Source organism: Chitinophaga sp. Hz27 (assembly GCF_042263525.1).
Lineage (GTDB): Bacteria > Bacteroidota > Bacteroidia > Chitinophagales > Chitinophagaceae > Chitinophaga.
This window is the reverse complement of sequence record NZ_JBHKFJ010000008.1, coordinates 405857-432855: the sequence shown is the minus strand read 5'-3', so window position 1 is coordinate 432855 and position 26999 is coordinate 405857. Positions and strand designations below refer to the sequence as shown.

Annotated in this window: 26 protein-coding genes; 17 read left to right on the top strand and 9 right to left on the bottom strand. The window is 41.8% G+C overall.

Annotation, left to right across the window (positions count from 1 at the left end):
• Window positions 1–210: 210 nt before the first annotated feature.
• From ACE38W_RS20990 to trmB, 6 genes are all read right to left on the bottom strand, one after another.
• On the bottom strand, window positions 211–957 hold the full coding sequence (locus tag ACE38W_RS20990) for a LytR/AlgR family response regulator transcription factor (protein WP_375834247.1): 747 nt from the start codon (window positions 955–957) through the stop codon (window positions 211–213).
• 34 nt (window positions 958–991) lie between these two features.
• Window positions 992–3076: a histidine kinase gene (locus tag ACE38W_RS20985; RefSeq protein ID WP_375834244.1), complete on the bottom strand. Its 2085-nt coding sequence runs from the start codon at window positions 3074–3076 to the stop codon at window positions 992–994.
• 20 nt (window positions 3077–3096) lie between these two features.
• Complete coding sequence (locus ACE38W_RS20980) at window positions 3097–3327, bottom strand: 4a-hydroxytetrahydrobiopterin dehydratase (RefSeq protein ID WP_375834241.1); 231 nt, start codon at window positions 3325–3327, stop codon at window positions 3097–3099.
• Window positions 3328–3414: 87 nt separating this feature from the next.
• Window positions 3415–3858, bottom strand: coding sequence for an IPExxxVDY family protein (locus ACE38W_RS20975; RefSeq protein WP_375834239.1), 444 nt, complete (start codon window positions 3856–3858; stop codon window positions 3415–3417).
• 213 nt (window positions 3859–4071) lie between these two features.
• Window positions 4072–4272, bottom strand: a complete 201-nt coding sequence (locus tag ACE38W_RS20970) for a DUF5522 domain-containing protein (RefSeq protein ID WP_375834236.1) — start codon at window positions 4270–4272, stop codon at window positions 4072–4074.
• Window positions 4244–4954, bottom strand: coding sequence for a tRNA (guanosine(46)-N7)-methyltransferase TrmB (gene trmB / locus ACE38W_RS20965; protein WP_375834234.1), 711 nt, complete (start codon window positions 4952–4954; stop codon window positions 4244–4246). The genes ACE38W_RS20970 and trmB overlap by 29 nt, the downstream gene beginning before the upstream one ends.
• Window positions 4955–5472: 518 nt before the next feature.
• Here trmB and ACE38W_RS20960 point away from each other — a divergent pair.
• Both ACE38W_RS20960 and ACE38W_RS20955 read left to right on the top strand, forming a co-directional pair.
• Window positions 5473–5940, top strand: coding sequence for an Lrp/AsnC ligand binding domain-containing protein (locus ACE38W_RS20960; RefSeq protein ID WP_029465139.1), 468 nt, complete (start codon window positions 5473–5475; stop codon window positions 5938–5940).
• 57 nt (window positions 5941–5997) lie between these two features.
• Entirely contained in the window at window positions 5998–6930 is a 933-nt protein-coding gene (locus tag ACE38W_RS20955) for a tryptophan 2,3-dioxygenase family protein (RefSeq protein WP_375834230.1), read from the top strand.
• Here ACE38W_RS20955 and ACE38W_RS20950 read toward each other — a convergent pair whose 3' ends face one another.
• Window positions 6931–7638, bottom strand: a complete 708-nt coding sequence (locus tag ACE38W_RS20950) for an alpha/beta fold hydrolase (RefSeq protein ID WP_375834227.1) — start codon at window positions 7636–7638, stop codon at window positions 6931–6933. It lies immediately after the preceding gene.
• Between the two features lie 366 nt (window positions 7639–8004).
• On the opposite strand from ACE38W_RS20950, the gene ACE38W_RS20945 reads away from it, so the two are divergent.
• From ACE38W_RS20945 to ACE38W_RS20875, 15 genes are all read left to right on the top strand, one after another.
• Window positions 8005–8721 carry a DUF4290 domain-containing protein gene (locus ACE38W_RS20945; protein ID WP_375834224.1) on the top strand — a complete coding sequence of 239 codons (717 nt, stop codon included), beginning with the start codon at window positions 8005–8007 and terminating at the stop codon, window positions 8719–8721.
• The gene (gene murA, locus ACE38W_RS20940) at window positions 8721–10028 is read left to right on the top strand and encodes a UDP-N-acetylglucosamine 1-carboxyvinyltransferase (RefSeq protein ID WP_375834221.1); all 1308 of its coding nucleotides are present in this window, start codon (window positions 8721–8723) and stop codon (window positions 10026–10028) included. The genes ACE38W_RS20945 and murA overlap by 1 nt, the downstream gene beginning before the upstream one ends.
• 93 nt (window positions 10029–10121) lie before the next feature.
• Window positions 10122–10691 carry a guanylate kinase gene (gene gmk, locus ACE38W_RS20935; RefSeq protein ID WP_375834218.1) on the top strand — a complete coding sequence of 190 codons (570 nt, stop codon included), beginning with the start codon at window positions 10122–10124 and terminating at the stop codon, window positions 10689–10691.
• A 42-nt stretch (window positions 10692–10733) separates the two neighbouring features.
• Complete coding sequence (locus tag ACE38W_RS20930) at window positions 10734–11996, top strand: hemolysin family protein (protein ID WP_375834216.1); 1263 nt, start codon at window positions 10734–10736, stop codon at window positions 11994–11996.
• Between the two features lie 781 nt (window positions 11997–12777).
• Complete coding sequence (gene tatC, locus ACE38W_RS20925) at window positions 12778–13641, top strand: twin-arginine translocase subunit TatC (RefSeq protein WP_375834213.1); 864 nt, start codon at window positions 12778–12780, stop codon at window positions 13639–13641.
• Between the two features lie 48 nt (window positions 13642–13689).
• On the top strand, window positions 13690–14148 hold the full coding sequence (rpiB, locus tag ACE38W_RS20920) for a ribose 5-phosphate isomerase B (RefSeq protein ID WP_375834210.1): 459 nt from the start codon (window positions 13690–13692) through the stop codon (window positions 14146–14148).
• A gap of 107 nt (window positions 14149–14255) precedes the next feature.
• A complete protein-coding gene (locus tag ACE38W_RS20915; RefSeq protein WP_375834207.1) occupies window positions 14256–15788 on the top strand; it encodes a M28 family peptidase in 1533 nt (510 codons plus the stop codon).
• Between the two features lie 635 nt (window positions 15789–16423).
• Window positions 16424–16954, top strand: a complete 531-nt coding sequence (locus ACE38W_RS20910; protein ID WP_375834205.1) for an HdeD family acid-resistance protein — start codon at window positions 16424–16426, stop codon at window positions 16952–16954.
• A gap of 284 nt (window positions 16955–17238) precedes the next feature.
• Window positions 17239–17739, top strand: a complete 501-nt coding sequence (locus ACE38W_RS20905; protein ID WP_375834203.1) for an RNA polymerase sigma factor — start codon at window positions 17239–17241, stop codon at window positions 17737–17739.
• Window positions 17740–18151: 412 nt separating this feature from the next.
• On the top strand, window positions 18152–20497 hold the full coding sequence (locus ACE38W_RS20900; protein ID WP_375834325.1) for an ATP-dependent helicase: 2346 nt from the start codon (window positions 18152–18154) through the stop codon (window positions 20495–20497).
• A 5-nt stretch (window positions 20498–20502) separates the two neighbouring features.
• Window positions 20503–20967, top strand: a complete 465-nt coding sequence (locus ACE38W_RS20895) for a regulatory protein RecX (RefSeq protein WP_375834201.1) — start codon at window positions 20503–20505, stop codon at window positions 20965–20967.
• 62 nt (window positions 20968–21029) lie between these two features.
• Window positions 21030–21827 carry an amidohydrolase gene (locus tag ACE38W_RS20890; RefSeq protein WP_375834199.1) on the top strand — a complete coding sequence of 266 codons (798 nt, stop codon included), beginning with the start codon at window positions 21030–21032 and terminating at the stop codon, window positions 21825–21827.
• Window positions 21828–21901: 74 nt separating this feature from the next.
• A complete protein-coding gene (locus ACE38W_RS20885) occupies window positions 21902–22300 on the top strand; it encodes a VOC family protein (protein ID WP_375834196.1) in 399 nt (132 codons plus the stop codon).
• Between the two features lie 4 nt (window positions 22301–22304).
• Complete coding sequence (nagA, locus tag ACE38W_RS20880; RefSeq protein ID WP_375834194.1) at window positions 22305–23402, top strand: N-acetylglucosamine-6-phosphate deacetylase; 1098 nt, start codon at window positions 22305–22307, stop codon at window positions 23400–23402.
• 36 nt (window positions 23403–23438) lie between these two features.
• Window positions 23439–25103 carry an ArnT family glycosyltransferase gene (locus ACE38W_RS20875; protein ID WP_375834192.1) on the top strand — a complete coding sequence of 555 codons (1665 nt, stop codon included), beginning with the start codon at window positions 23439–23441 and terminating at the stop codon, window positions 25101–25103.
• A gap of 57 nt (window positions 25104–25160) precedes the next feature.
• Here the strand turns inward: ACE38W_RS20875 and thiL are convergent, their stop codons facing one another.
• Together thiL and ACE38W_RS20865 are read right to left on the bottom strand one after the other, a co-directional pair.
• Entirely contained in the window at window positions 25161–26195 is a 1035-nt protein-coding gene (gene thiL / locus ACE38W_RS20870; protein ID WP_375834190.1) for a thiamine-phosphate kinase, read from the bottom strand.
• 2 nt (window positions 26196–26197) lie between these two features.
• On the bottom strand, window positions 26198–26968 hold the full coding sequence (locus tag ACE38W_RS20865) for an inositol monophosphatase family protein (protein ID WP_375834188.1): 771 nt from the start codon (window positions 26966–26968) through the stop codon (window positions 26198–26200).
• Window positions 26969–26999: the final 31 nt, after the last annotated feature.

The following is a 26999-nucleotide window of genomic DNA, read 5'->3' as shown; positions in this document are numbered from 1 at the left end:
TGGTTGATCGTAGCCAAGTATCATTTCTGACCTTTTGACTTTTTCGTTTCGCGGGTCAAATGTACGAGCAATTCCTGTTCTACCAAATTTTTTTGTTAAGAAATTGTTACGTATCCTTCGCGCACTTGTATTATTTAGATTATTTACAGGGGGTAGTTGAGGTCTAAAGAAGCCATAGTACTGAATTTGGATATTTATTAACGAAATATATTATCCTCCGTGGAGCCTCAAAAGGAGATCTTTTTTCCTTCTTTCTGTAATCTCTAACACTTTTCCGCTACGCAAAATCACTTTTCCACTATCGCCGGCAACTTGCCCAACATTCGATAATTGTACCATCTGTGTGTTGTTGATCTGATAAAAACGCAGTGCAGTAAAGAGTTCCAGGTAATATCTGAAAGGTTTTTGTGCAATATGATCTATTCCACCTTCCATACGGAACGTACAATTTTCCTGCTCTGCTTCAAAGAACTCTATGTTAGACAAGTTTATTACCTGTTCACCCCTATTAGTTGGCAAAATCATTTTCCAGGTTTGTGTCCGTGTATTATTGAAATTATCCATTAATACTTGGTACCTGGCAGTTGCAGGATACTGGTTAATCCTTGATGCTACTGCATTTACAGCCAGTAATAAGCTCTCTTTGTCTATAGGTTTTAGTATAAGCTCTACTTCACTAAACCGGATAATATGCAGGAATTTCTTCTCAAAGGCAGTCACAAATACCGCTTCAAAATCAATATCCTGCGTGCCCGACAAAATATCAAAACCTATGCCATCAGGCATTTCCAGGTCCAGAAACACTAATTGCGGCCGATGTTTCCGTATTTTTTCAATGCCATCAGTGCAATCTGACGCCATGTCAGCAATCGTCACAAAAGGACAGTATTTTTCAAGCATAAGGGCAATAATGTCCCTGCTGTTTCTTTCGTCATCTATAATAATTGCCTTAATCATACACATGATTACTTACTAACGTTAATGAATATACTCAGAGTTGGGGTATAAGGATCCTAACAACAGTGCCACTGTCGCTTTCATCGGTAGCTGACTTATCAATTATCTCTATCTGTATCTCTGTATTATACATCTTGTTTAATAACTCAGCCCTATTCTGGCTAATCTCCATGCCAGACGATTGGTGGTGTTTGGGTAAAGTACGCAAGGCTTTCGACCTGCTAATGCCAATGCCATTATCTTCTATTATGCATTCCAGCATATCAGAAGCCGTTTGCACAAATCGCACGGAAAGCTTACCTATAGCATGTTTGGTATTAGTCATTCCATGCTTTACGGCATTTTCTACATAAGGCTGCAATAACATAGCCGGGATCTCTAATTCGGCTGTAGCTATATCGGGATCAACTTTTATTTCATACTCCATTCTATTCTCAAAACGCATTCTCTCTAATCCCAGGTAAGTATTCAGATAAGTAATTTCATCTGCAAGAGATATAAAATTGCGTCGGGAGAAATCAAGTGTTTTACGTATCAGGTAAGAAAAATCAGACAGGTATTTCTGCGCAAACTCAAAGTCACGCTGCATCACAAACAATTGAATTGAGTTCAGACAGTTAAAGATAAAATGTGGATTGATCTGTGCACGAATGGCTTTCAGTTCAATCTCTGTTAGCTTCTTCACATATTCTGTTTCCAACTGGATCTTACGTTGCTCTTCAAGTTCCTGCTTCTTTCGTAATATTTCTGTCGTCTGTTCTTTTACTAATTCCTCCAGCTGTTCATTCAGCTTGCGCTGTAACTCCTTGTTCTTATTTAATTGTTTAATTAACATTTCCTGGGTGCGGGTACGTTCCAGGTGAACCAGCTTATTTCGATAACTTAGTCCTGCCAAAACAAATAGCGCTTGTAATAATATACCTCCGATAAGTAGTATGGTAGGGGCGGAGAGCTCTCCCATGGCACCTACTAACCCCAACGGACGTACGTGAATCAGGAAGGATCCTAGGCAAGCCAGGTACAGGCAAACACTCCCCAAAAGATAAAAACGCACTAGCGGATGATGCTGCGAACGCCTTGCCAGTGCTACATAAATGACAAGCAAAGGTACCAGCGTTCCAAAATAAACATAACTATAAATAATAGTAGGGAGATGATATTGTTCTTCGGTTATACAATATATACAGATGATGATAAGACCGCCCACCACTGCTGCAACCCAGGTGAAAACCCTTTCCATCAATGGATATCGCTCTTTCAGATTCAGGAAGGTATTACCAAATAGGAGGTACATCATGTAGAAGCAAAATAACAACCCCGGAATATCCCAGTAATACTTCAACATGGGCCACCTATGAAAGAAAGAAAGTTGATAAGGCTTGCTTTCCAACCTTAATGCAAAAAAGAGGATCAGCCCCATCATGTAGATGGCAAAGTACAGATAGGACCGGTCAGGTAGTTGCATATAGTTGATGATGGATATGCTGAGAAAAACGACGAGCATTCCCAGGAGAACCAATATCACTACGGATTCCCGCCGATAACTTTCCAGCTGAATGGTCTGAAATTTAGCATAGGCGGGAGAGTTATACAATATTGGAATAAACGGATGCTCATTGAATGACTTATTAACGATATGGAGATAGAATGTCCGTGTACTATGTGCCGGAACATCTGCCACAAATCCATAGTTATTCCATCGTTCTACACCGCCTTTGTCTAGCATTAGCCCGGTCTGCATCAATAACCTGGGGCTGTCGCCAGGAATCTGTTCATACCAATACATGAAATCATGCCACCCGGTAAACAAAAGCCACGGCGCCGCTACATTTCCTGGATTATGTATGCTAAACTTCAGCCAGCAATTGTTGACACGACTATTATTCCGTGGCGCACTATGAAACAGCGCATTGTTAATATTAAATGATTGATGGATGACATCTTGAATACCTAGCTCCCCGGAGCTATCTGTCAGACTGCCGGCAAATGGGCGTAAGTCAATTGAGACAGGAGCCGCAGAGGGTTCTATCGTAAGTGTATCGGGGGGTATTACCCGATTGTTGGCAAGGGCAGCTGCTGTAATGAAAAGTAACAGCAGCAATAGCATAGAGCGCTTCACAAAGTGGCGTATATATTATATTATAACAATTGGTCGATAGTGGCAGCCAGCTTCCTGTCCTTATCAGTGACGATATTGCCGGCATCATGTGTTGACAGATATATTTCCACCTTATTATAGACATTTGTCCAATAAGGATGATGATTTGCTTTTTCAGCTGCTAATGCTACTTTGGTCATAAAGGCAAAGGCTTCCCGGAAGTCTTTGAACGTAAATGCCCTATAGAGCTGATTATTTTTTTCTTCCCACATGTTGAGGAAAATTTATTGATAATTCGTTACTAGCAGGGTTTTTCTGTGAGGATCCGGTTAAACTGTACTTATGATTATGTCCTGGCATTAGAATATGAGGTTCATCCTATTTTTAATTTCCCTGGTATCCAGTAAAGATACTAATTGTACCTGCGGAACATGCCGTAATTCTTCTACTATTTTTTTAACGTCTTCTACCTGGTAATAATCTCCCTTGATCATCCACAGATACTGGATCTGTTTGAGTTCCGGAAGCAAAAATTCGGCCTGGCAGTGGTTATTATAACAATAATGTACTACAGCATTGGTTGCTTCATGGTATTCAAAGACTGGAAAATGATAGGAGCGATTTTTTTTGGAAAGGGTTACTTCCAGTGAGTTGTTGACTCTAAAGTTGGTGTGCAGATTTTTATTGATCTGCCAGCAGAGCTGGTAGTCACGGGCTGTGGAGGCAATACCGATAAGGTGGGCGCTTTCGAAGAAGTCCTCTACTAATTGATCCTGGTCCAGCTTCAGTTTAAGTATTGTCATACGTAAAGATATTGGGGAAAAAATAGCATCTGACTGTAAGTAAGATGAATTTTAAGATATTTTTTCATCTTTTTGGGTAATCAAATTTTCCGGGGAAACGGTCAGATGCCATGAAATGCATTGCTGCCACTAATTTTTGATTAATAAACAGGCAAGGCATTGCTGCCTGCCTGTTCTGAAAAAATTATTTATAAAAAATATAATAGGAAGCGCTTATTTGTCTTCTTCTCTTCTTTTGCGGTTAGCAAGAAGGAGAGTTCTTTTAGGTTCCGGTACTTTTTCGAAATCGTAAGGGCAATGTCTGCAACCATTTCCGCAGCAATAGCCCCTGTCGAGATGAAATTTTTCGGTAAAGACCATATATCCTTGTTCGTTATAGTAAAAATCAATCTTCTCCACCAACGGTTGCTTCATCAGATGGTAATTTAATGGTGCGCCAGTGTGGGAGCGGAGCTTCAGGCAGTTTGAATTTTATGTACCTGATAGTACGTCCATCGGCGAGGTGCATTTTTTCATAATGCGTCTGGATACGCAGCAGGGTAGGGATTTCAGCCATGGCGTAAACGTCTGCAATATCTTCAACTACTTCACAACCAATTACTTCAATTACTTCTTTTGTGAAAGCATAGAGCTCAGCAGAATCTGTTTTCAGGTTGATGGTAGCACCCGGCGCCAGCAATGGTTGGTATAATTGCAGAAACCTTGGGTGTGTCAGTCTTTTTTTAGATTTAGACTGGCGCAGAAACGGATCAGGAAAGGTGATCCATATTTCTGATACCTCTCCAGGGTTGAAATAATTAGTAAGTTTATCGATCTGGGTACGGAGAAAGGCTGCGTTATTAAGTTTATCGTCCAGGGCTGTTTTAGCACCTCTCCAGATACGGTTACCTTTCAGGTCTACACCAATAACGTTTTTGTCCGGGAAGATGCGGGCCATGCCAACGGTATAGTCACCTTTACCACAGGCCAGTTCCAGTACTACCGGGTTATTATTATGAAAGAATTCATGCCATTTTCCCTGCATCCCTTCCGGGTATATCAATACATTAGGAAAAGTCTCTATCTCTGCGAAGCGTTGTAATTTTTTTTGTCCCATTTGGATGCGAAATTACGAGGTTTTTCTTTTCTTTTCTTTGGGAGATGGGAGTATATAAGGTGCTTGAACGATGGGCCATGGCATTCATTGACAGATGAATGTCTTATACATAATAAAAAAGGCGCCATAGGCGCCAGAAATTCTCATAAAAATAAAAAGCCCGCGAGCGTAACCCACGGACTCTTTAAACCAATTCAGCTGTAGGAGGAGGAGTCGAACCTCCACGGAGCAGTTAGCCTTGGTACAAGTAAGATTAGTGGTCAACCCAATTATACCATGTTTGTCCTGTGATCCCCACCCCCGAGACAAGAGGGCATGTCTGCCAGTTTCATCATCCCACAAAGTTTTGATAATCAATACTTGCGTTCACTTTTTGTCAGCCGTTTTTGTAATGATTATGATGCAAATCTAAATAGAGTGCTTATTTTTTGCAAATTTTTTAAGAAAAATTTTTGAATTTTCGATATTTTTTAAATATTTGCATATAACTTTAAAACATTCAAAAACAAATTGTAAAAATGAGCCACAATTTGAATATTGACAAACTCGATTTGCAGATTATCAGTGAGATGATGAATAATGCTGAGATCTCATATGCAGACCTGGGGAAGAAACTTTTTGTTTCGGGAGGCACTATCCACGTAAGAATGAAGAAATTGCAAGAACTAGGTATAGTTAAAGGTACTAAATTACATGTAGATTTAAAAATGATTGGCTACGATGTAATTGCTTTTATTGGTATCTATCTTGAAAAAAGCTCTATGTACGATACTGTGGCCAAAGAATTACGTAAGATCCCAGAAATGGTTCGCCTCAACTATACTACTGGTAGTTATAGTATGTTCGCAGAAATTATCTGTAAAGATATTACCCAGCTTCGCCGCATCCTGCACGACGAATTACAGAAAATCAAAGGAATAGAAAGAACTGAAACATTGATCTCTCTGGAAGAAAGTTTTTACCGTACAATTAATGTGGTGGAATAAGGTCAGATGGAATGACAGACGGCTACGTCTTTTCATTCTTAATGATTAAATTCCGTCATGGTTACAACAGAAATTGCCGAAAGAATAAAACGGCTCGAAGAAAAATATGCCGCGATGGGTCAAGATCTGTCCTCCTACCTGGACGGGCTGCTGTACGCGGATTACCTTACTTATTGGGATTATATACAACTGGATGTACTGCTTAACCTGCAACATCCCCGCACGCCGTTTCCGGATGAGAGCATTTTTATAATGTACCACCAGATAACGGAACTGTATTTTAAACTGTCGCTGCAGGCAATCGAACAGATTTGCCATGCACCTGTACTGTCCGTAGAACATTTTAAAACACAGTTGAAACGAATCAATAACTATTTCAAGACCTTGATTAGTTCATTCGAAATTATGGTCGATGGAATGGATAAAGAACAGTTTCTCAAATTCCGTATGGCTTTATTACCTGCCAGCGGTTTTCAGAGCGGCCAGTTTCGGCTCATTGAAATATGCTCCACCAGCTTACCCAATCTGGTGTATGAACCGCAACGAGCAGGAGTGCAGGGACTTGATTTAAAAGATATTCTGGAAAAAATTTACTGGAGAAGCGGAGCAACAGAACTGGCTACAGGCAAGAAAACCCTTACGCTGCGCCAGTTTGAGCTGAAATATATGGATACATTCCGCAAAACGGCAGACAACCATAAGGATAACAATATTCAGCTCCGTTATCAACAACTTACTCCCGCAGAACAGGCAGAAGTAACGCCATTGTTGCGGGAATACGATCTGAACATCAATGTCCGATGGCCACTGATGCATTATAAATCTGCAGTAAGATATCTCCATAAAAAACCTGAAGATATCGCTGCTACAGGTGGTACAAACTGGCAGCAATACTTGCCGCCAAAAAATAAACGGATTGTTTTCTTCCCGGAATTATGGACAGAAGAAGAACTGAATAATTGGGGACGTATTGCAATGGGAGATGAGTAATTAAATTTTCTGTGTAGTAAATCGTCTGATATGATATGCCAGCAACGGGGCATCTGCTTTTTCCAGTGGATGCACCGTATCTGGTAAAACAGCAAACTGTGCTTCTGGTAAGGCTTTAAACGCTTCAATCGTTTCCTGGAAAGATACCATGTTGTCTCTATCTCCCATCATCAGTAAACAAGGAGATGCTATCTGCGCATAATCGTTGGCCCGTAACAGTGACTGATGACCCAAATCCTCGATCAGGATAGCAGTCATGTTCACAACTTCTTTCCAATCAGATGCAGTATGACGTTCTTCCAGTACCCGGGCATAAGCAGGTACCTTTTCTTCTATCAATTCTGGGTTCAGTTGTTTCACTTCTCTGCCTGCCGTAGCCTCGTTCCAGTTATATTTGGTAGCCAGTGTAATGATATGCCCTATCCGCTCAGGCTGATGCCTGGCAAGATATAAGGCCACATATCCGCCCATACTGTACCCAAAAATATGAATGAAGTCTAACGATTTTTCTTCCAGATAACGCAGCACTTCTCCGGCAAATACTGGAATGCTAAAGCCTTCAGCAGAAAATGGTTGCTGGCCATGACCACTGAATTCCAGTACATGTACATCATAATGTGCTTCCAGTAAGGATTTCAGAGAGTCGAATTGTGGGGCGGCCCCTAAGGCGCCATGTAACAGAAGAATGGGGATTTTTGTATGCTGCATAATTAAAACTAAGAAAAAAATAACCAAATTACCTGGCCACCAACCATTTTTTAAATGGTTTATAACACCGGTCGCGATCAGGGGCAGTGATTCGGAAACAGGATAATATCACCACACCTTCCGGCTTGCCTGACCGGGTAGATGGAAAGGAGACCCAATCCATCGATGGCACTGGTAACTGGTACTAATATTTACAGACCTGAATCGTATATTTTGCTTTAATAAACAATGCACGTGTCTTAAATGTTCCTCATATTTTTTTATTATGTTTGCAATGATGTTGCCGAATAACTTCTTCACTGAGCGTACTTACATACGCACATTTTTAGATGTCCCATCATCAAATCATACTTATAAACAATAGTAATGGAATACAATACCACGCGTAATCACCTGATAATGAAAGAGTACGGCAGAAATATCCAGAAAATGGTGGAATTCCTGCTTACAATTGAGGACGATATGGATCGCCAGCGTAATTCTATGGCTGTAATTGAACTGATGGGTACGCTAAATCCACATTTAAAAAATGTGGAGGATTTCAGGCATAAACTGTGGGACCATATCTTCAATATCTCCGGTTTTTCACTGAAGGTGGAATCCCCATATCCAATCCCAACTAAAGAAACTTTAAAAGCCAGACCAGAAAGACTGGAGTATCCTAAAAAATACCCAAGAAACCGTCACTTCGGTAAAAACCTGGAAATGGTGATTGATAAAGCTATTCAGGAAGAAAATCCTGAGAAAAAAGAAGGCTTTACCCAAACCGTAGCCAACTACATGAAACTGGCTTATGGCAACTGGCATAAAGAAAGCGTACATGATGATGCTATCCGTGCTGAATTACTGTCTATCACCGGTAATGAACTAGATTATCATCCTGGCGCCAGCACCAGCAATAGTGTTGCATCTACCCAAAACTTCTCACAGGGCAACTCCAATGTTGGTAACAGCGATCAATTCCGTACCAACAGCGGCAAACGCAAAAATTTCCAGCAGAACAACAAGTTCAAAGGCAATAACGGCGGCAAAGGAAATAATAACAAGCATAATAACAAGTTCAATAAAAACAGGAATAAGTAGTGAGCAGTGCTTTTGAAGTAAGAGGCGGCAACCGTCTGCAAGGGGAAATTGTACCCCAGGGTGCCAAAAATGAAGCTTTACAAATCATCAGTGCAGTAATGCTTACCCCTGAAAAGGTAACCATATCTAATATCCCCGACATCGTGGATGTTAATCTCCTGATTGAATTGCTAGGCGACGCCGGTGTAAAAATTAACCGTGTCAGCAGAGATGTTTGTGAATTTCAGGCTGATAATATCGACCTGGAATATTTGCAGAGTGCAGAATTTAAAAAGAAGTCTGGTCGTTTACGCGGCTCCGTTATGATCGCCGGCCCATTGCTGGCAAGATTCGGAAAAGCGTTCATCCCAAAACCCGGAGGCGATAAAATCGGTCGTCGCAGACTGGATACACATATTATCGGTTTCGAAAAGCTGGGCGCTAAGTTCATCTATGATTCCGATGATAATTTCTTCCGTCTGGAAACTACTGGTCTGAAAGGAACCTACATGTTGCTGGACGAGCCTAGCGTTACCGGTACTGCTAACATTGTAATGGCGGCAGTAATGGCAGAAGGTACTACTACCATCTACAACGCAGCTTGTGAACCTTACCTGCAACAGCTATGTAAGATGCTGACCCGCATGGGAGCACGCATTCAGGGCATTGGTTCCAACCTACTTACCATCGAAGGTGTAAAATATCTGGGTGGCTGCGAACATAGCATGCTGCCTGATATGATCGAAATAGGCTCTTTCATCGGCCTTGCAGCCATGACACAGAGCGAAATCACTATCAAAAACGCTGGCGTGGAACATCTGGGTATCATCCCGGAAAAATTCCGTCAGCTGGGTATCAACCTCGAAATCCGTGGAAATGATATCTATATTCCGAGTCAGGATACCTACGAAATCCAGACTTTCCTTGATGGTTCTATACTTACGATCTCAGATCACCCATGGCCAGGCTTTACACCTGACCTGCTGAGTATAGTTCTGGTAGTAGCTACACAGGCAAAAGGCAGTGTGATGATACACCAGAAAATGTTTGAAAGCCGTCTGTTCTTTGTGGACAAACTCATTGATATGGGTGCACAGATCGTTCTTTGCGACCCGCATCGCGCAGTAGTGATCGGCCTTGGCCGTCAGCACAAACTGCGTGGTATCACCATGTCTTCTCCGGATATCCGTGCCGGTGTATCCCTGTTGATCGCTGCCCTCAGCGCAGAAGGAAAGAGCACCATACAGAATATCGACCAGATAGATCGTGGTTATCAATACATTGATGAACGCCTCAGAAAGCTGGGAGCAGATATCAAACGCGTTTAATTTTACAAATAGTTCATACCACCAACTCAGAGCCCAAATACCAGATCCATGCTGGTTTTTGGGTTTTGTATTTGGGGTAACTGGCAAAAAAATATGGAAAAAAAGATCATCATTATTACTGCTCCTTCCGGTGCAGGGAAAACAACCATCACACGCAGACTGTTGGTAGAAATGCCGCAGCTGGCATTTTCTATTTCTGCAGCCACCCGCGAAGCACGTGCTAATGAAGTCAATGGTAAAGATTATTATTTCATGTCCACAGATGAATTTCATCAGAAAATTGATGAAAATGCGTTTGCTGAATATGAGATGGTATATGCAGGAAAATACTATGGTACCCTGAAAAGTGAACTGGAAAGGATCTGGAATAATGAGCAGATTCCAATGGTGGATATCGATGTAAAAGGTGCTTTATCTATCAAAGAAAAATATCACCAGGAAGCATTGACTATTTTTATAGAACCACCTTCTATCGATGCACTGCGTGAGCGCCTCAGTGAACGTGGTACGGAAACGCAGGCTTCCATGGATGAGCGACTGGCAAAGGCCCGCTATGAACTATCCTTTTCACATGAATTTGATACAATCGTTGTTAATGATGTGCTGGAGAGAGCCTATGAAGAAGTGAAAAAACTGGTAACAGAATTTTTACATATAAAATAGCGCTGTGATTGTTGGTTTTCCTAATTTGTTATTTTTGTTGAGATGGACGGATACACAATTATCATTTTAGTCTTTCTGGTGCTCTTAGCCGGCTTTTTCGCCGGTATTGAAACTGCGTTTGCAAACGTAAACAAACTTAGCATCGAACTCAGGAAGAAGCAGGGTAGGACTACCGGCAAAATATTGGCCTCATTTAATGAGAACCCCAGCAGATTCCTGGCTACCAGCCTGGTAGGGTTTACGATCACTATTGTGATCTATGCTATTATGATGGCAGGTGCTATTCAGCCGCTGGGCGCAGTGGCAGCCCCTGAAATTGCCAACATGCAGCCGCTGGTTATCTTCCTGGAAATACTGCTGGCCTCGCTTGTGATATTGTTTCTGGGCTTTTTCATCCCCAGAGCCATCTTCAGATCAAGACCAGAAGGCCTGCTTAGCTTTTTTGCATTGCCGATTTCCCTGATCGCCAAACCGCTCTATATTATTGGTAATGTAATGGTGTCCGTCGCAGAATGGATGCTGAAATATCTCTTTAATGTTCGTCTGCTGGAGAATCGCGAATCATTTACCCGCGTAGATGTAGAGAATTTCATCCGCCAGTCGCAACAACACGTTTCTGAAAACCAGGAACTGAACACCGAGTTATTTGAAAATGCACTTTCGCTGGCACATGTAAAAATCAGAGGCTGCCTGATCCCTCGTAAGGAAATCGAAGCCCTGGAAATTGGCAGCCCTATTGAAGATGCCAGGCATAAATTCATGGAAACAAAGCTGTCCAAGATAATTATCTATGAAGAGAGCATTGATAACATCCTTGGTTATATTCATCAGCTGGACTTGTTTAAGGCGCCTAAGGAAATCAGGAATATGATACATCCTATTCTTGCAGTGCCGGAAACGATGAGCGCTATTGACCTGCTAAGCAAGTTTAATAAAGAAAGAAAGAGTATTGCCTGGGTAGTAGACGAATTTGGAGGAACAGCGGGCATTGTGACTATAGAAGATGTATTGGAAGAGATTTTTGGAGAGATCAAAGACGAGCATGATGTAGAGGAATTTGTAGAGAAGCAGATTGCGGAGAAAGAGTACATTTTCTCAGGCCGACTCGAACTTGATTACTTAAACGAAAAATACGGACTGGATTTTCCTGAGGATGAAAGTGAGACTTTATCCGGATATATCATCAATCATCACGAAACAATTCCAAAAATAAAGGAGCGTATCATAATAGATGATTATGAGTTTGATATCTTAAATGTGACAGATACAAGGATAGAAATGGTGAAAATGAAGATCCTGGGATAGAAAAATCGCAGTTTTTGCATTAATTTTAACCGTTCATAATAAAAAATGCAATTATTTAAATATTTTTATAATATTTGTATTAACGGAACAATAACATAATTTGCAAAAACGTTTTTTGAAAAAGTAGTAGGAATTTAACACGGAATGTATACATTTGCTATCGTTGATGTAACACAATGATTTGATTTTTGTTAAAAGGTTGTAAAAAAAGTGTTCCAACATTGATAATAAAATATTTCTCGTTATTTTTGTACTACAAAATAAAAGCAACCAGAGATTCTTACTTATTCTGAACGCTTGCCATCAATTAGGTAAGTAGTTGATCTGGAAGCCAAAGACATTCTCGAATTCAACTTTTTTGGGGTTAACAAACAATGGATGAAAGGCCGGCTCTTGATTCTTCTCGGGCTGGCTCTTTTTTTGTACCTATATCAACCTCCGCTAAATCGCTATAGCACTGGTTTTTCGAAGAATTTGCAGTGTATCATACCATCTCTACACATCTCCATATAACCGCTGATATATTTTTAAGCAAATATTAATTGTCGCCATGGCGTTGGTTTTGGACGCTATCATCTCTATTTCCGCGTACGTGAATGCAAGTCTGCCGCGCAGTTCCGCCGATTGCAAACACTGCGAGAAAATCGATATAGCATGGCATTTCCGCTAACACTATCCTAAGAATGATTCCCTCGTAAAACAGTTCTGTAATTTCTACCTTCCATCAGCTATATTTGTGATCCTTATTAGAACCGTTTTCAACTCAGTTTGGGATTAGAACATGTTAAAGAAATTTTTCGCGAAAAATAACGATAAGGCAGAGATGTCTTTCTTCGATCACCTGGAAGATCTCCGCTGGCACATCGTTAGGTCAGTACTGGCAATTGTCGCATTCAGCATATTTGGCTTTCTATATACAAAAGAGATATTGGATGGCGTGATATTCGGGCCTACCAATGCGACCTTCCCTACATATAGAGTACTTTGTAACCTGGGTCATGCCGTTGGACTTAAAGATGCATTATGTATCACGCCTGTAAAGGTGCAGTTCATGAATACCCAAATGGTTGGGCAGATCATGTTACAATTCAAACTGGCATTTGTAATCGGTTTTGTGTGTGCCTTCCCATATATTTTCTGGGAGTTCTGGCGTTTCGTGAAGCCAGCTTTAAAAGAGAAAGAACTCAAAGGTGCCAGAGGGGTGATATTCTGGGTATCTTTCCAGTTCTTCCTCGGAATATTCTTTGCCTACTTCCTGATGGCCCCTTTTACCATCAACTTCCTGGCATCGTATACCGTTACTGAAAAAGCAATCAATCAGTTCCTGATCGATAACTATTTTGACCTGATGACCCAGATCGTATTAGGTATGGGGATCTTATTTGAATTACCGGTACTGGTATTTTTCTTAACGAAATTTGGTCTTATTACCCCTAAATTCCTTCGTTCATATCGCAGGCATGCAGTAGTAGTAATCCTGATCCTGGCAGCCGTAATCACGCCGCCGGATATTATTGATCAGCTGATCGTATTTACGCCATTATACCTGCTGTATGAAATCAGCATCTTCATATCAGGAAAAGCATTACGTGACCGTGAAGCGAAGCAAGGTAAAAAAGAAGAAGAGATTGAAGAATGGTCTTAAGGGATCAGTAAATGAGTAGCCAGCTTTAAACTGTAAATTTTAGTTGTTATGGAACAAAATACCTTTAATCCTGTTCTGCCAGTAGCGATAGGTTCTGATCATGCAGGATTTGAATATAAAGAGGAAGTGATATCATTTCTTGAAGCAAAAGGCCTGAAAGTAAAAGACTTTGGGACATACACTAAAGATTCTGTAGACTACCCGGATTACGCACATCCGGTGGCTACAGCTGTAGAACGCGGGGAAGCCTCTTTTGGCATCCTCGTTTGTGGAAGCGCAAATGGTGTAGCTATTACAGCCAATAAACACCAGGGCATCCGTGCAGCGATTTGCTGGGGAGAAGAGCTTTCAAGACTGGCTCGCTCACATAACAATGCAAATGTGTTATGTATTCCTGCTCGTTTTGTAGATATCCCGGTGGCAACGCAGATGGTTGAAATATTTATCAATACACCATTTGAAGGTGGCCGCCATCAGGATCGTGTTAGAAAAATGGCCTGCTTGTAACAGTAGCAGGAGATTCTTATAAATTTTTGTATTTTGATAGAGCCGGGAACATCCCGGCTCTTTTTCGTGTTATGATAAGCGGATTCCATTGCAAAACCATACGCTCCATGAAACTTTCCCGTGTTGTTGTTGTAAATTTTTTAAGTCTGATCATTGCTACATCATGTACCGGACAGGAGGCTGATTCAGCGTTATTAACCCAAGCAATACCTTATGCCGGAACAATCACACCCGCAGCCTTACGTCGCCAGCTGGAAGTAATTGCGAGCCCACAGATGGAAGGACGTGAAACAGCTACCCGTGGACAACAAAAAGCAGCAGCATATATTATCAGGCAGTTCCGTGATGCAGGTTTACAACCGGGTAATAATGGCCAATGGGAACAGTTTTATGAAATGTATGCCGATACACTTCTTACAGGTATTATTCGTGTCAGAGATAAGGATTATTATTTTGGACAAGATTTTATAACAGATTTATTCGATAGTCAGGCAGAAAATATTGATGCAGATCATATTCAATATATTGGCTATGGCTTGAATACAGCGCGTTTTAATGACTACGCTGGACTTGATGTAAAAGGCAAAGTTGTATTAATAAGAGAAGGCGTACCTGGTGGATTGCCGCGTGAGTGGGGCAGTTCGTATAATAAGTTGGCAGCAGCCAAAGCCGCTGGTGTAAAAGCTTTATTGGTCATCTCCCCACATGCAAAAAATTATAGTTTATTAAGTACGGAACGTATACGTCGTACAGGTTTGTACATGCCTGGTGAAAAGAGTACTGCGCCTAACATGTATTTTATAACACCCGCTATGGCTGCGGATTTGCTTGGGAAACCATATGATGATACTTTGTTTGACAGCAGAAATAAGAATCTACGTATACCTGTCCACGTTAGGGTGCCGATTCATATTCAGCTTGATAAGAAAAGCAATGTTTATCGTCCATCCAATGTACTTGGTTATATAGAAGGAACAGATAAGAAAGAGGAAGTTGTTTTTGTGACTGCACATTATGATCATTTAGGTATATCTGATGATCATCTATATCCAGGTGCAGATGATGATGGCTCAGGAACATCAGCTGTAATTGAGATTGCTACCGCCTTTGCGAAGGCGAAGGCTGCAGGACATGGACCTCGAAGAAGTATAGTATTTATGTTGTTTTCAGGAGAAGAAAAAGGATTGTTAGGATCTGGATATTATATTAGTCATCCTGTGTATCCTGTATCAAAATCGGTCGCTGATCTTAATATTGATATGATTGGTAGAATAGATCCTGCACATGAACGGGATACTAATTATATTTATGTCATTGGTGATAACAAGTTGAGTTCAGCGTTAAGGCCATTGAATGAAATGGCGAACGGGTTGACGAAGTTCAAGCTGGATTATAAATATAACGACCCCAATGATCCGGAAGATTTTTACAGAAGGTCAGACCACTATAAGTTTGCACAGCAGGGAATTCCAGTGATTTTTTATTTTAATGGAACACATGCGGATTATCACCAGCCGGGTGATACAGTAGATAAGATCAACTTTTCGTTATTGGCCAGGAGAGCACAGTTGGTATACTATACGGCCTGGTTGATTGCTAATAGGACAGATCGGTTGGTGGTGGACCTGGATGAAAAATAAAAAGCGAAAGCATCAGCATCAAAATAACCATTACATACAAAATTATTTTCGTATGCCCGTTACAGTTAGTGACCCGTGCAAAATCATGGAGGTCAGAAAATTTGGGAAGTCTGTAGCCCTAAAAGGTTTTGTTTATTTTAACAAAATTTTATAAATTTATAATAGAGTCCTAGTCTTAAAGAAACAACATATATGTTGTTATTAGTATGTGAATCTATTAGATGATTTTTGCTGTCAGTTGTGTGAATTACGGCGATTTAATTTTTCGAGAGTCAAGCACCTGTTAAACATTTTTGATTAACCTGTTGTTGTTCAATTGGTATTTAACTGTTTCAGGAGGGGCTAAGCATGTTGGAATAGCAAATTTCGATACTCCACTCCCCAGTTATATGTCTAAAATATCCAAATGAAAACACCTGCTGCTGTGCTTATATACAAAATGGGGTAAAAACTCCATACTGTGGATGCAAGAAAAAGCCTATTTGCGCACAACAAAGTAGTGAATGTAAGAACTGGTAGTAACATTCTGATTTTCATGAGATTGTTATTGTTTTTCGAAAAAAGTCTAATGACACTGTAACCGCATACCCTACCGAATAATAGAGCGGATTGTGAAACCATAAACCAAGGAATGCATGCCTAATTTTTATAGCGCTTATTGGTGGATTTTTTTGCTAAGGGGAATATTTGCCCTGATCTTGGGCGTATTGGCTATTTTCTGGCCTGGTGCCACTTTCACAACTTTGGTAGTATTCCTGGGTGCCTATCTGTTCATTGCCGGTATCTTCGCTATTGCGGGTGCATTCGCAGCCCGAAAGTCATCTGAAAATTGGGGGGTGTTTCTTTTATCCGGAATTGTTGGTATAGTATTAGGAGTCCTGACTATAATTAATCCTTTTGCAACAGGGGCGGCGCTCATTTATTTGGTCGCTTTCTGGGCTATCATAGCCGGTTTGTTTGAATTAGTAATTGCTATCAGACTGAGGAAAGTAATCACAGGAGAAGGCTGGTACATTCTTGGTGGTGTTCTAACTATCTTGTTTGGCATAATGCTGATATCTAAGCCGGTGGCTGCTGCCATTACCCTGACCTGGATCTTTGGCTTTTATGCGATTGTTTCGGGAATTATGTTGATCTCTTTGTCATTAAGGCTCCGTAAAGGATGAGCCCCGCGGATTTTACCCTTATTTTTTTCGATTGCCCCATATGCAAGCATATTTTCTAACTAAAACGCATCACTATGAAACTAAAAACACCAGATTAACGGCACGATAAAAGGCTAATAAGCAGGTGCTGATACCTCCTCGACTTAAATAGCCATCGCAGACAGGCAGCTGCACCGATCTGGAGCCCCGGTGATTACCATCTCTGTCAAGTCTTCCATTTCTCCCTGCTCCCAAAGAGGAGTTGCTTACTGTAGTGTATTTCGAAAAATTTAAAGTTAACCGTTATGTCATCCACCGAATTCAACAATTTGTTACTAGGAAACGCCGATTTTCTGCGTCCATACGCAGTTACACTAACGAAAGACTCTGAATCGGCTAAAGACCTTTACCAGGAAACCCTTTTCAGAGCGCTATCTAACCGCGACAAATACCTCGCAGGTACCAATATCAGGGCCTGGTTGTATACTATTATGCGTAACATCTTTATTAACAATTACAGAAGAGGGAATCGTCAGTACAGATTACTCGATAGCGCTGTTGGTGACTACCTGCTCAGTCATCAGCCTTCTGCTGTCGGTAATTTCGCAGAATCAGAGCACCGTGTAAAAGACGTTCAGATGGCCGTTTATAATCTGCCTATCATTTTCAAACAACCCTTCCTGCTCTATTTTGAAGGGTATAAATACTATGAAATTGCAGCTATTCTAAACGAACCACTAGGAACCGTGAAAAGTCGTATCCATTTTGCCCGTAAAATGCTGAAAACAAGAATAACCAGACACTGATCTGCTGAAAATTGTTTAAACGAGATTTACCTTAAGCGACACGCAATTAAAGAAGTTATATATAGGGCTTTTTGATAACGGAAGCCTGCAAACCCTCGGCAATACCTAAAGTATGTAGCCGCTACAATCTATGATTACCCTGTAGTGAGCAAAAAAGTGTAGGAAAGCCATGCTGATTATCTGTTTCGACCGTAAAACAGATAACCGGAACGTCATTATTGTTCTGTTGTTTGCGGGCTTCAGTTATCTGAAGTAGCTATGCCTCATATTATTTCCCCGTACTTGTTTGGAACATTACCACTTTTCTCCATATCCTACTCTCCCCGGAACTTTTCTTCCGAAGGTTTTTTGTACTTTTACACCCTTCGAATATCTACAACTAACAAAATATTTATAAATACCATTTTTCGTGATGAAGGCAAATTATTTAGATGAGCTGAACGAACGGCAGCGCGAAGCAGTTATTCATATCAATGGCCCCTTGATGATCGTTGCTGGCGCCGGATCCGGTAAAACGAAAGTGCTCACCACACGCATTGCCCATCTTATGCGAAACGGTGTAGATTCATTCAATATCCTCTCGCTTACCTTCACCAACAAAGCTGCACGTGAAATGAAAGAACGTGTAGAGCGTATCCTCGGTAGCAATGAAGCGCGAAACCTCTATATCGGTACTTTCCACTCTGTGTTTGCCCGTTTACTCCGTGCAGAAGCGCACAGACTCGGTTATCCGAATGATTTCACCATCTACGATACGGATGATGCCAAGAGCGTTCTCAAAACGATTATCAACGAACTGAATCTCGACGATAAACACTATAAACCGGCTTTCGTTTATAATCGCATCTCTGCTGCTAAAAACAGCCTGATGGGACCAGAAGAGTATCAGCACGATTACTATATACAGCAGGAAGATATGCGTGCTAACCGCCCGCTTATTGGTAAAATCTACGATATGTACGCCAAACGCTGTTTTAAAAACGGCGCTATGGACTTTGATGACCTGCTCTTCAAAATGTATGTGCTCCTGAAAAGCTTCCCAGAAACACTTCATAAATATCAGCACAAATTCAAGTATATCATGATCGATGAGTACCAGGATACCAACCCTGCTCAGTACGAAATCATCAAATTACTTGGTGCGGTACACGAAAATATTTGCGTGGTAGGTGATGATGCACAAAGTATTTATTCCTTCCGAGGTGCTACCATTCAGAATATTCTCCAGTTCGAAAAAGATTATGATGATGCACGTGTAGTGAAATTGGAGCAAAACTATCGTAGTACTAAATCTATCCTCAACGTTGCCAATGAGGTAATCGCACATAACAAAGGCCAGATAGAAAAAAATCTCTGGACTGATAACGGTGACGGTGATACGATTAAACTGGTACGTACCAATACAGACAATGAAGAAGGTAAATTCGTAGCGGATACTATTGCAGAACAAAAGCTGCGTAATCACTACGATAACCGCGACTTTGTTATCCTTTATCGTACCAATGCGCAAAGCCGTTCCTTTGAGGAAAGCCTACGCAGAAAAGCAATTCCTTACCGTATTTATGGTGGCGTATCGTTCTATCAACGCAAGGAAATCAAAGATTTTGTCGCATATCTCCGCATTTTGATGAATACCCGTGATGAGGAAAGTCTCAAACGTGTCATCAATTATCCAGTGCGTGGTATCGGTAAAACGACTATTGAAAAAACCATTGTCTTTAGCAACGAGCATAACATCACCATGTGGGAAGTGCTGGAACGTGCAAAGGAATTCGGTTTCAAAGGTGGTACACTGGAAGCCATAGATGGATTTGTGACTATGATTCGCAGCTTCCAGGCAATGCTGGGTAAGCATAATGCTTATGACATTGCTGTTAATGTGGGAAAATCTACCAACATTGTAAAAGAGCTCTTTAACGATAAAACTACGGAGGGGCTTGCCCGTTATGAAAACGTGCAGGAATTACTGAACTCTATCAAGGAGTTCACTGAAACCCCTGATGAAGAAGGTGAACTGTTAGATAAGAGCCTGGGCTCTTATCTACAGCAGATTACTCTCCTCACTGATGCGGACAACGAGGGTAAAGAAGATAGCGACGTGGTGAAACTGATGACTATCCACGCGGCGAAAGGATTGGAATTCCCAGTTGTATTTACGGTGGGATTGGAAGAAACCTTGTTCCCTAGTGGTATGTCTATTAATACCCGTGAAGAACTGGAAGAGGAGAGACGTTTGTTTTACGTAGCTATAACCCGTGCCAAAGCACGACTGTGGCTTACTTACGCTAATAGCCGTTATCGTTTCGGAAATCTTGTACAAAATGAACCTAGCCGTTTCCTGGAGGAAATGCCGGAGAAATTTATAGATCGCAGCTATGCTGGCGGCGGTGCTATTCGTAATGCGTTTGGCAGCACCAATGGCGGTGGCTGGGGCGCTGGCGGTGGTAGCAATATGTTTGACAGAATGCAGAAAAAAGCGCCTGCAAGTGCACCGCAACAGCAGCCATCCGGACCTCGTCCTGCGCCAAAACCTGCATCCGGACCTGCATCTACGCATGTGCCTACACCTGGTTTTGCGCCTGATGATCCGGCAACGATGGAGCCTGGCATGCAGGTAGAACACCAGAAATTCGGTTTCGGTACCATTACTGCTATGGAAGGAGCGCCTAATAATCGTATCGCCACTGTAGTATTCCCTAAAGGCGGGGGCGAAAAGAAAATCATGCTTAACTACGCTAAACTGCGCATTGTAAGATAATTTGAATGTCTGAGGTAATACTGGAAAAACTACGACAATACTGCGCCTACCAGGAAAGATGTCATTCTGAAGTAAAGTACAAGGCATTGGAACTCGGCATGAGAGGACCTGAAGTAGAAGAGGCTATTGCTGCGCTGATTGCAGAGAATTTTTTGAGTGAGGAAAGATTTGCCAAAGCCTATGCTGGCGGTAAATTCAGGATGAAGCAATGGGGTAGAAAGAAGATCCGTCAGTCATTGAAACTGAAACAGGTATCTGATTACTGCATCAGAAAAGGAATGGAGGAGATTGACGCAGAAGATTATTACAAAGTACTGCAGCAATTGACCGAGAAGAAGTATCATTCACTCAGCAAAGAGATTCCGTTGAAGAGGAAATACAAGACCATGCAATATCTTTTACAACGAGGCTTTGAACAGGAACTTATCAGTGAGGCGCTTGAACAAATCGCAAATAATGGCGAATTGTAAAGGCATAATTTAAAAAGTTTCTAATCAGTCTGATTGTAAATTTGTAGCTATAATTTTTTAAGATGTCAGATTTAAAAGTAACACTTATCCAGTCCGAGCTATATTGGGAGAATATAGATGCCAACCTTCGCATGTTTGATGAGAAGATCAACAACATTGGAGAGCGGACGGAAGTAGTTTTTTTACCGGAGATGTTTAGCACCGGCTTCAGCATGGCGCCAGAGCGACTTGCACAAACCATGGATGGAACAGCATTTCAGTGGATGAAGAAGAAGGCGGCTGAAAAGAACATCATTTTAACCGGTAGTCTGATCATCGAAGAAAATGGTCACTATCTGAACCGTCTGGTATGGATGCTGCCCAATGGGACCTATGGTACTTACGATAAACGTCATCTCTTTGGTTATGCTGGAGAGCATGAGCATTATGAAGGTGGTAGCAAACGCCTGATCGCCTCTGTAAAAGGCTGGAAGATCAACCTCAATATTTGCTATGACCTGCGTTTCCCGGTATGGGCAAGAAATACATTACAGCCTGAAACTGGTGCTCCTACCTATGATGTGCTGGTATATGTGGCCAACTGGCCGGAGCGTCGTAATACAGCATGGAAGTCGTTGCTGCGTGCACGTGCCATCGAAAATCAATGCTACGCTATTGGCGTAAACCGTGTTGGTAACGATGGTAACAATATCTACCATAGTGGCGATTCCAGCCTGATCGACCCAATGGGAGAAATCATCTATGAAAAAGCGCATGATCAGGATATATTTACGTATACCCTTCAACGTGAGCACCTAGATGATGTAAGGAAAAAAATTCCTTTCCTGAAAGATGCTGATGTCTTTACCATCCTTGACTAATAAACATATCATTAAACATATTCCAGGGCTGATCAGGATAAATACTTGTATCAGCCCTTTTTAATTTTACCAGAATGATCTTGAACGGCATACACCATATCGCTATAATCTGCGCTGATTATCAACGTAGTAAAAAGTTTTATACAGAAGTATTGGGATTGAATATCATCCGCGAAGTATATCGTGAAGAGCGTGATTCTTATAAACTGGACCTTGCTATAGGTGATCACTATGTGATAGAACTTTTCTCTTTTCCTGATCCTCCCGCGCGTGTAAGCCGGCCTGAGGCACAGGGTTTGCGTCATCTGGCTTTTGCTGTATCTGATATAGAATTGGCTGTGAAAGATCTAACGGCGAAAGGTGTAGTCACAGAGCCAATAAGAATTGATCCGCATACAAATCAGCGTTTTACTTTTTTTGCTGATCCCGATGGGTTACCTTTAGAGTTATACGAGATAAACGCTAAAAGCTGACGATATGCCCACCTCTTATGTTAATGCCACTATATTTACTGGTGAGGTACTACTGAAGAACCACGCTGTAAATGTCGATAATGGTTTGATTACCAGTATCGTACCCACGGAAGAAGTTAACGATAATCATGAGATTATTGACCTGAAAGGCGCTTACATGGCACCAGCTTTAGTAGATCTGCAGGTCTATGGCGGCAACGGACAGGTGTTCTCCCTCTATCCTAGTGTAAAATCTTTGAAAGCGACCTATGAAGCTTGTAAGAAAGGAGGTGCTGCTTATTTTATGCCTACCGTTGCTACTATCTCAGATGATATAGTACTGGATGCAATAAGGGCCGTCAGAGCATATTGGGAAAAAGGTGGGAAAGGCGTACTAGGGCTACATTTGGAAGGCCCATTCATTAACCCTGTAAAGAAAGGTGCACATCGCCCTGAGTATATTCGTAAGCCTACGCAGGAAGATATAGATATGATTCTGGAGAATGAAGATGTGGTGAAGATGATCACATTGGCACCAGAATGTTGTGATTCTGCGCTGGTGAAGCAATTACAAGATGCTGGTATTATCATTTATGCCGGGCATAGTAATGCTACTTACGGAGAAGCCTATACGGCGTTTCAAAATGGTATTCATCATGCTACTCATTTATTTAATGCCATGTCGCCACTGGAAAGCAGGGCTCCTGGCCTTGTTGGTGCAATCTATGATCATCCATCAGTATATGCCAGCATAGTTGCTGACGGTATCCATGTGGATTTTGCGGCGGTTCGTATCAGCAAAAAAATAATGGGCAACAGACTGTACCTCATTACAGATGCAGTGGAGGAAAATAAAGAAGGAGATTTTTATATCTACCTGAAAGAAAAAGATCGATTTGTAAATGATGCTGGCGTATTGGCTGGTAGCCGACTCACGATGCTACAAGCCGTGCGTAACTGCGCTAAAAATAAAGTTTGCAGTATGCGGGAGGCAATCAGGATGGCATCATTGTATCCTGCGCAGGCATTGGGCCTGGAGAACCGCATTGGTCGCATTGCGCCAGGCTGTGAGGCTTCATTCCTGGTAATCCCGGAGAATGGAGAAACAGTGGTTTACTGTTAATAACTATCTTCGCACTAAACTTTTACATTAGCGCGCATGGGTATTCCTCATTTCTTTTCAAAAAATCAATACCGCAACCTGTTTTTATTGGGCTGGCTCTTGCTGGGCCTCTTTCAGGCCTGCTTTTCTGAGCTCTGGGACGATGAGGCCTACTACTGGGTATATTCTCGTCATCTCGATTGGGGATATTTCGATCACCCGCCCATGATCGCGCTCTTCATCAAAATAGGCTACAGCATTTTCCATAATGAATTGGGGGTTCGTTTGTTGGTAGTATTGGTAAATACACTCACCTTGTGGGTTACGGCCAAACTATTAACAAAAGAAGATAACCGTTTATATTACCTGATACTGGGTTCGATGGGAGCCATGCAGATCGGTGGTATGCTGGCAGTTCCTGATGTGCCGCTTGTTTTCTTTGCTGCTCTGTATTTCTGGGCCTATAAGGTTTTCATTGACGAGCAAAGCTGGAAAAATACCTTGTTACTGGCGATTTCCATGGCATTAATGTTTTACAGCAAATACCACGGTGTATTACTGGTGTTCTTCACGGTATTGTCCAATCTCAGTCTGTTGCGTGTTTGGAAGTTCTATGTTGCCTGTATAATAACCACTTTGCTTTTCATGCCACATATCGTGTGGCAGTATGTACATGATTTTCCTTCTCTTCAATATCATCTGATAGAAAGAAATGCCAGCAGCTATGATATCAGCTATACGCTGGATTATCTGGGCGGACAGCTGTTGCTGTTTGGGCCGCTGTTGGGCTGGCTGCTATTATACTACGCGATCATCTGTCCAATACAACATACCTTCGAACGGGCCTTGAAATTTTCATTGGTAGGTGTACTGGTGTTTTTCCTGATCAGCACTTTCAAAGGAAGGGTAGAGGCCAACTGGACGGTGATGCTATTTACACCGGCGGTAATCCTGGCCCATCAAACGATTAAACGTAAAGGTTGGAAAGGCCGTATTTTCGTATATACGTTGCCGATATCACTGTTGCTGGTTTTGGTGGTGAGAATATATATGATCTGGGATTTTGCGCCAGGACTGGATATCAGACCAGAGATACACAACAATAAAGAATGGACCTCCAAAGTGGCTGCTGTGGCAGGGGATAAGCCAGTAGTGTTTATCAACAGTTATCAGCTGCCTTCTAAATATATGTTCTACACCGGGCATCTGTCTTATAGTCTGAACTCACGCTATTCCAGGAGAAGCCAATATAATTTCTGGGACACAGAAACTGAGTTATGGGGTAAGCCTGTAATAGTGATTGGTAGTGATTTGCCAATTACTGACAGCATTAAAACCGGCCATGGTACCTGGGATTACTATCTTGATTCGGCTTATTATTCTTATAGTCTGATCCAGTTTAAGCCAGCCATGACTAAAATTAAAGCAAGGAAAGGGGAGCATGTAAGTCTGGTGATACAACCGGAGAATGGCTACCACCGCTCAGTGCCAATTAACTGGAAGAATGAAGCTGTGATTGGATATGGATTTACCACAAAAGATTCTTCTTATGCACCGGTAAAAACTAACCTCACTTTATCAACAGCCATTACCAGAAGATTGAATACAATTGATATCATCATGCCGCAGCAACCAGGGAGATACCAGCTGAAATGCAGTGTGTTTCAGTGGCCGTTGCCACCAACGCATAATAGCCATGTAATCCAGGTTACAGTGGAATAAAAATAAAAAGGGCTGACTAAAATTATTTTAGTCAGCCCTTCGAATTATATGGAGACCTTATTGCTCAAAGGCATTCCAGCCCTGAGCAACCAGTTTGAATTTGTTGCCGCCTTTAGTGAGGATATGTGCGCCTTCACTTATGTCTGTCATATATCCAATCACGCTGATTTGTTCATTCAGCACAATTTTATCATAGTCTTCCTGTTTCATGGTAAACAGCAGTTCATAGTCTTCGCCACCGCTTAAAGCGCAGGCAGTAGGATCCAGACCAAATTTCAGTGCTATTTCTTTGCTTTCCTGTGCGATAGGAATTTTTTCTTCATACAGTACTACACCCAGATTGCTCTGTTTGCAGATGTGAAGGATTTCGGAGCTGAGGCCATCACTAACATCCATCATGGCTGTAGGTTTGATATCGCTTTCCTGGAGAAATTCGATGATATCTTTTCTGGCTTCAGGTTTCAGTTGTCTGCCGATGATATAGGTTTGTTCTTCGAGATCTGGCGCTAGTTGTGGATTTTCGAGATATATTTTCTTTTCTCTTTCGAGGAGTGTCAGTCCGAGGTAGGCCGCGCCGAGGTCGCCGGATACACAGAGGAGATCTTTGTTTTGTGCGGTGGACCTTTTCACGAAGGTATCCGGTGTTACTTCGCCGATGGCGGTAACGCTGATCACAAGGCCTTTCTGTGAGTTGCTGGTATCGCCGCCAATGAGGTCTACGCCATACTTTTCGCAAGCAGCATAAACGCCTTCATAGAATTCGTTTAAAGCTTCGAGGGAGAAGCGGTTGGAGAATGCCAGGCTCATAGTAATATGAGTAGGAGTAGCATTCATGGCGTAAATATCGGAAAGGTTTACTACTACTGATTTGTAGCCCAGGTGTTTCATGGGCACATACATCAGGTCGAAGTGGATACCTTCTACGAGCATATCTGTACTGATAACGGTTTGTTTACCGAAGTGGTCAATCACGGCTCCATCGTCGCCAACGCCGAGTACAGTGCTGGCGTTTTGTATTTCGATATTTCTGGTGAGGTAGTCGATGAGACCAAATTCACCGAGATCACTAATTTCTGTTCTTTCCTGTTCCATAGTTATTTGCCGTTTACAAGGTTTTGTAAGGCCTGGTGAATATGGCCGTTAGTGGCCAGAATAGTTTTTTGGTAAGGTGAATATCTGTTGCCGTTGAAGTCGGTTACTTTACCGCCGGCTTCTTCTACGATGAGGAATCCTGCAGCGGAATCCCAAGCCTGGAGGTGATGTTCATAAAACCCATCAAAGCGGCCGCAGGCAACCCAGCAAAGGTCGATGGCTGCAGAGCCGAGGCGGCGTACAGGAAGACCTTTTTTGATGATTCTTTCGAAAATGACAAGCGGGTTATTGGCTGATTCTTCCCATTTATAAGGGAAGCCGGTTACCAGCAGGCATTGGTCAAAGTTGCCGTTCTGTGAAACGCTGATAGGTTTATCATTGAGTGTAGCGCCTTTTCCTTTTTCTGCGAAGAAATATTCGTTCATGAAAGGATTATATACTACACCAAGAATCATTTCACCATCTTTTTCCACACCGATTGATACGCAGCAGAGAGGTACTCCATTGGCGAAATTGACGGTGCCGTCTATAGGATCGATGATCCATTTAACATTGGATTCTGAAGGGATGGCACCCGCTTCCTCACTGAGGATGAAGTGGTCGGGGAATGCCTCGCGGATCACTTTAATAATAGCTTGTTCAGATTTTTTATCTGCCTCTGTAACGAGGTCGTTGAGGGAGCTTTTGCTGCTAACCTCAAAAGGGCCGTTAAAATATTGTTTAAGTATTTCTGCGCCGGCTTCAGTAGCTTTGAGCAATGTTGCTTTTAACATGAGGCAAAGGTAATTATGAATTACGAAAAAG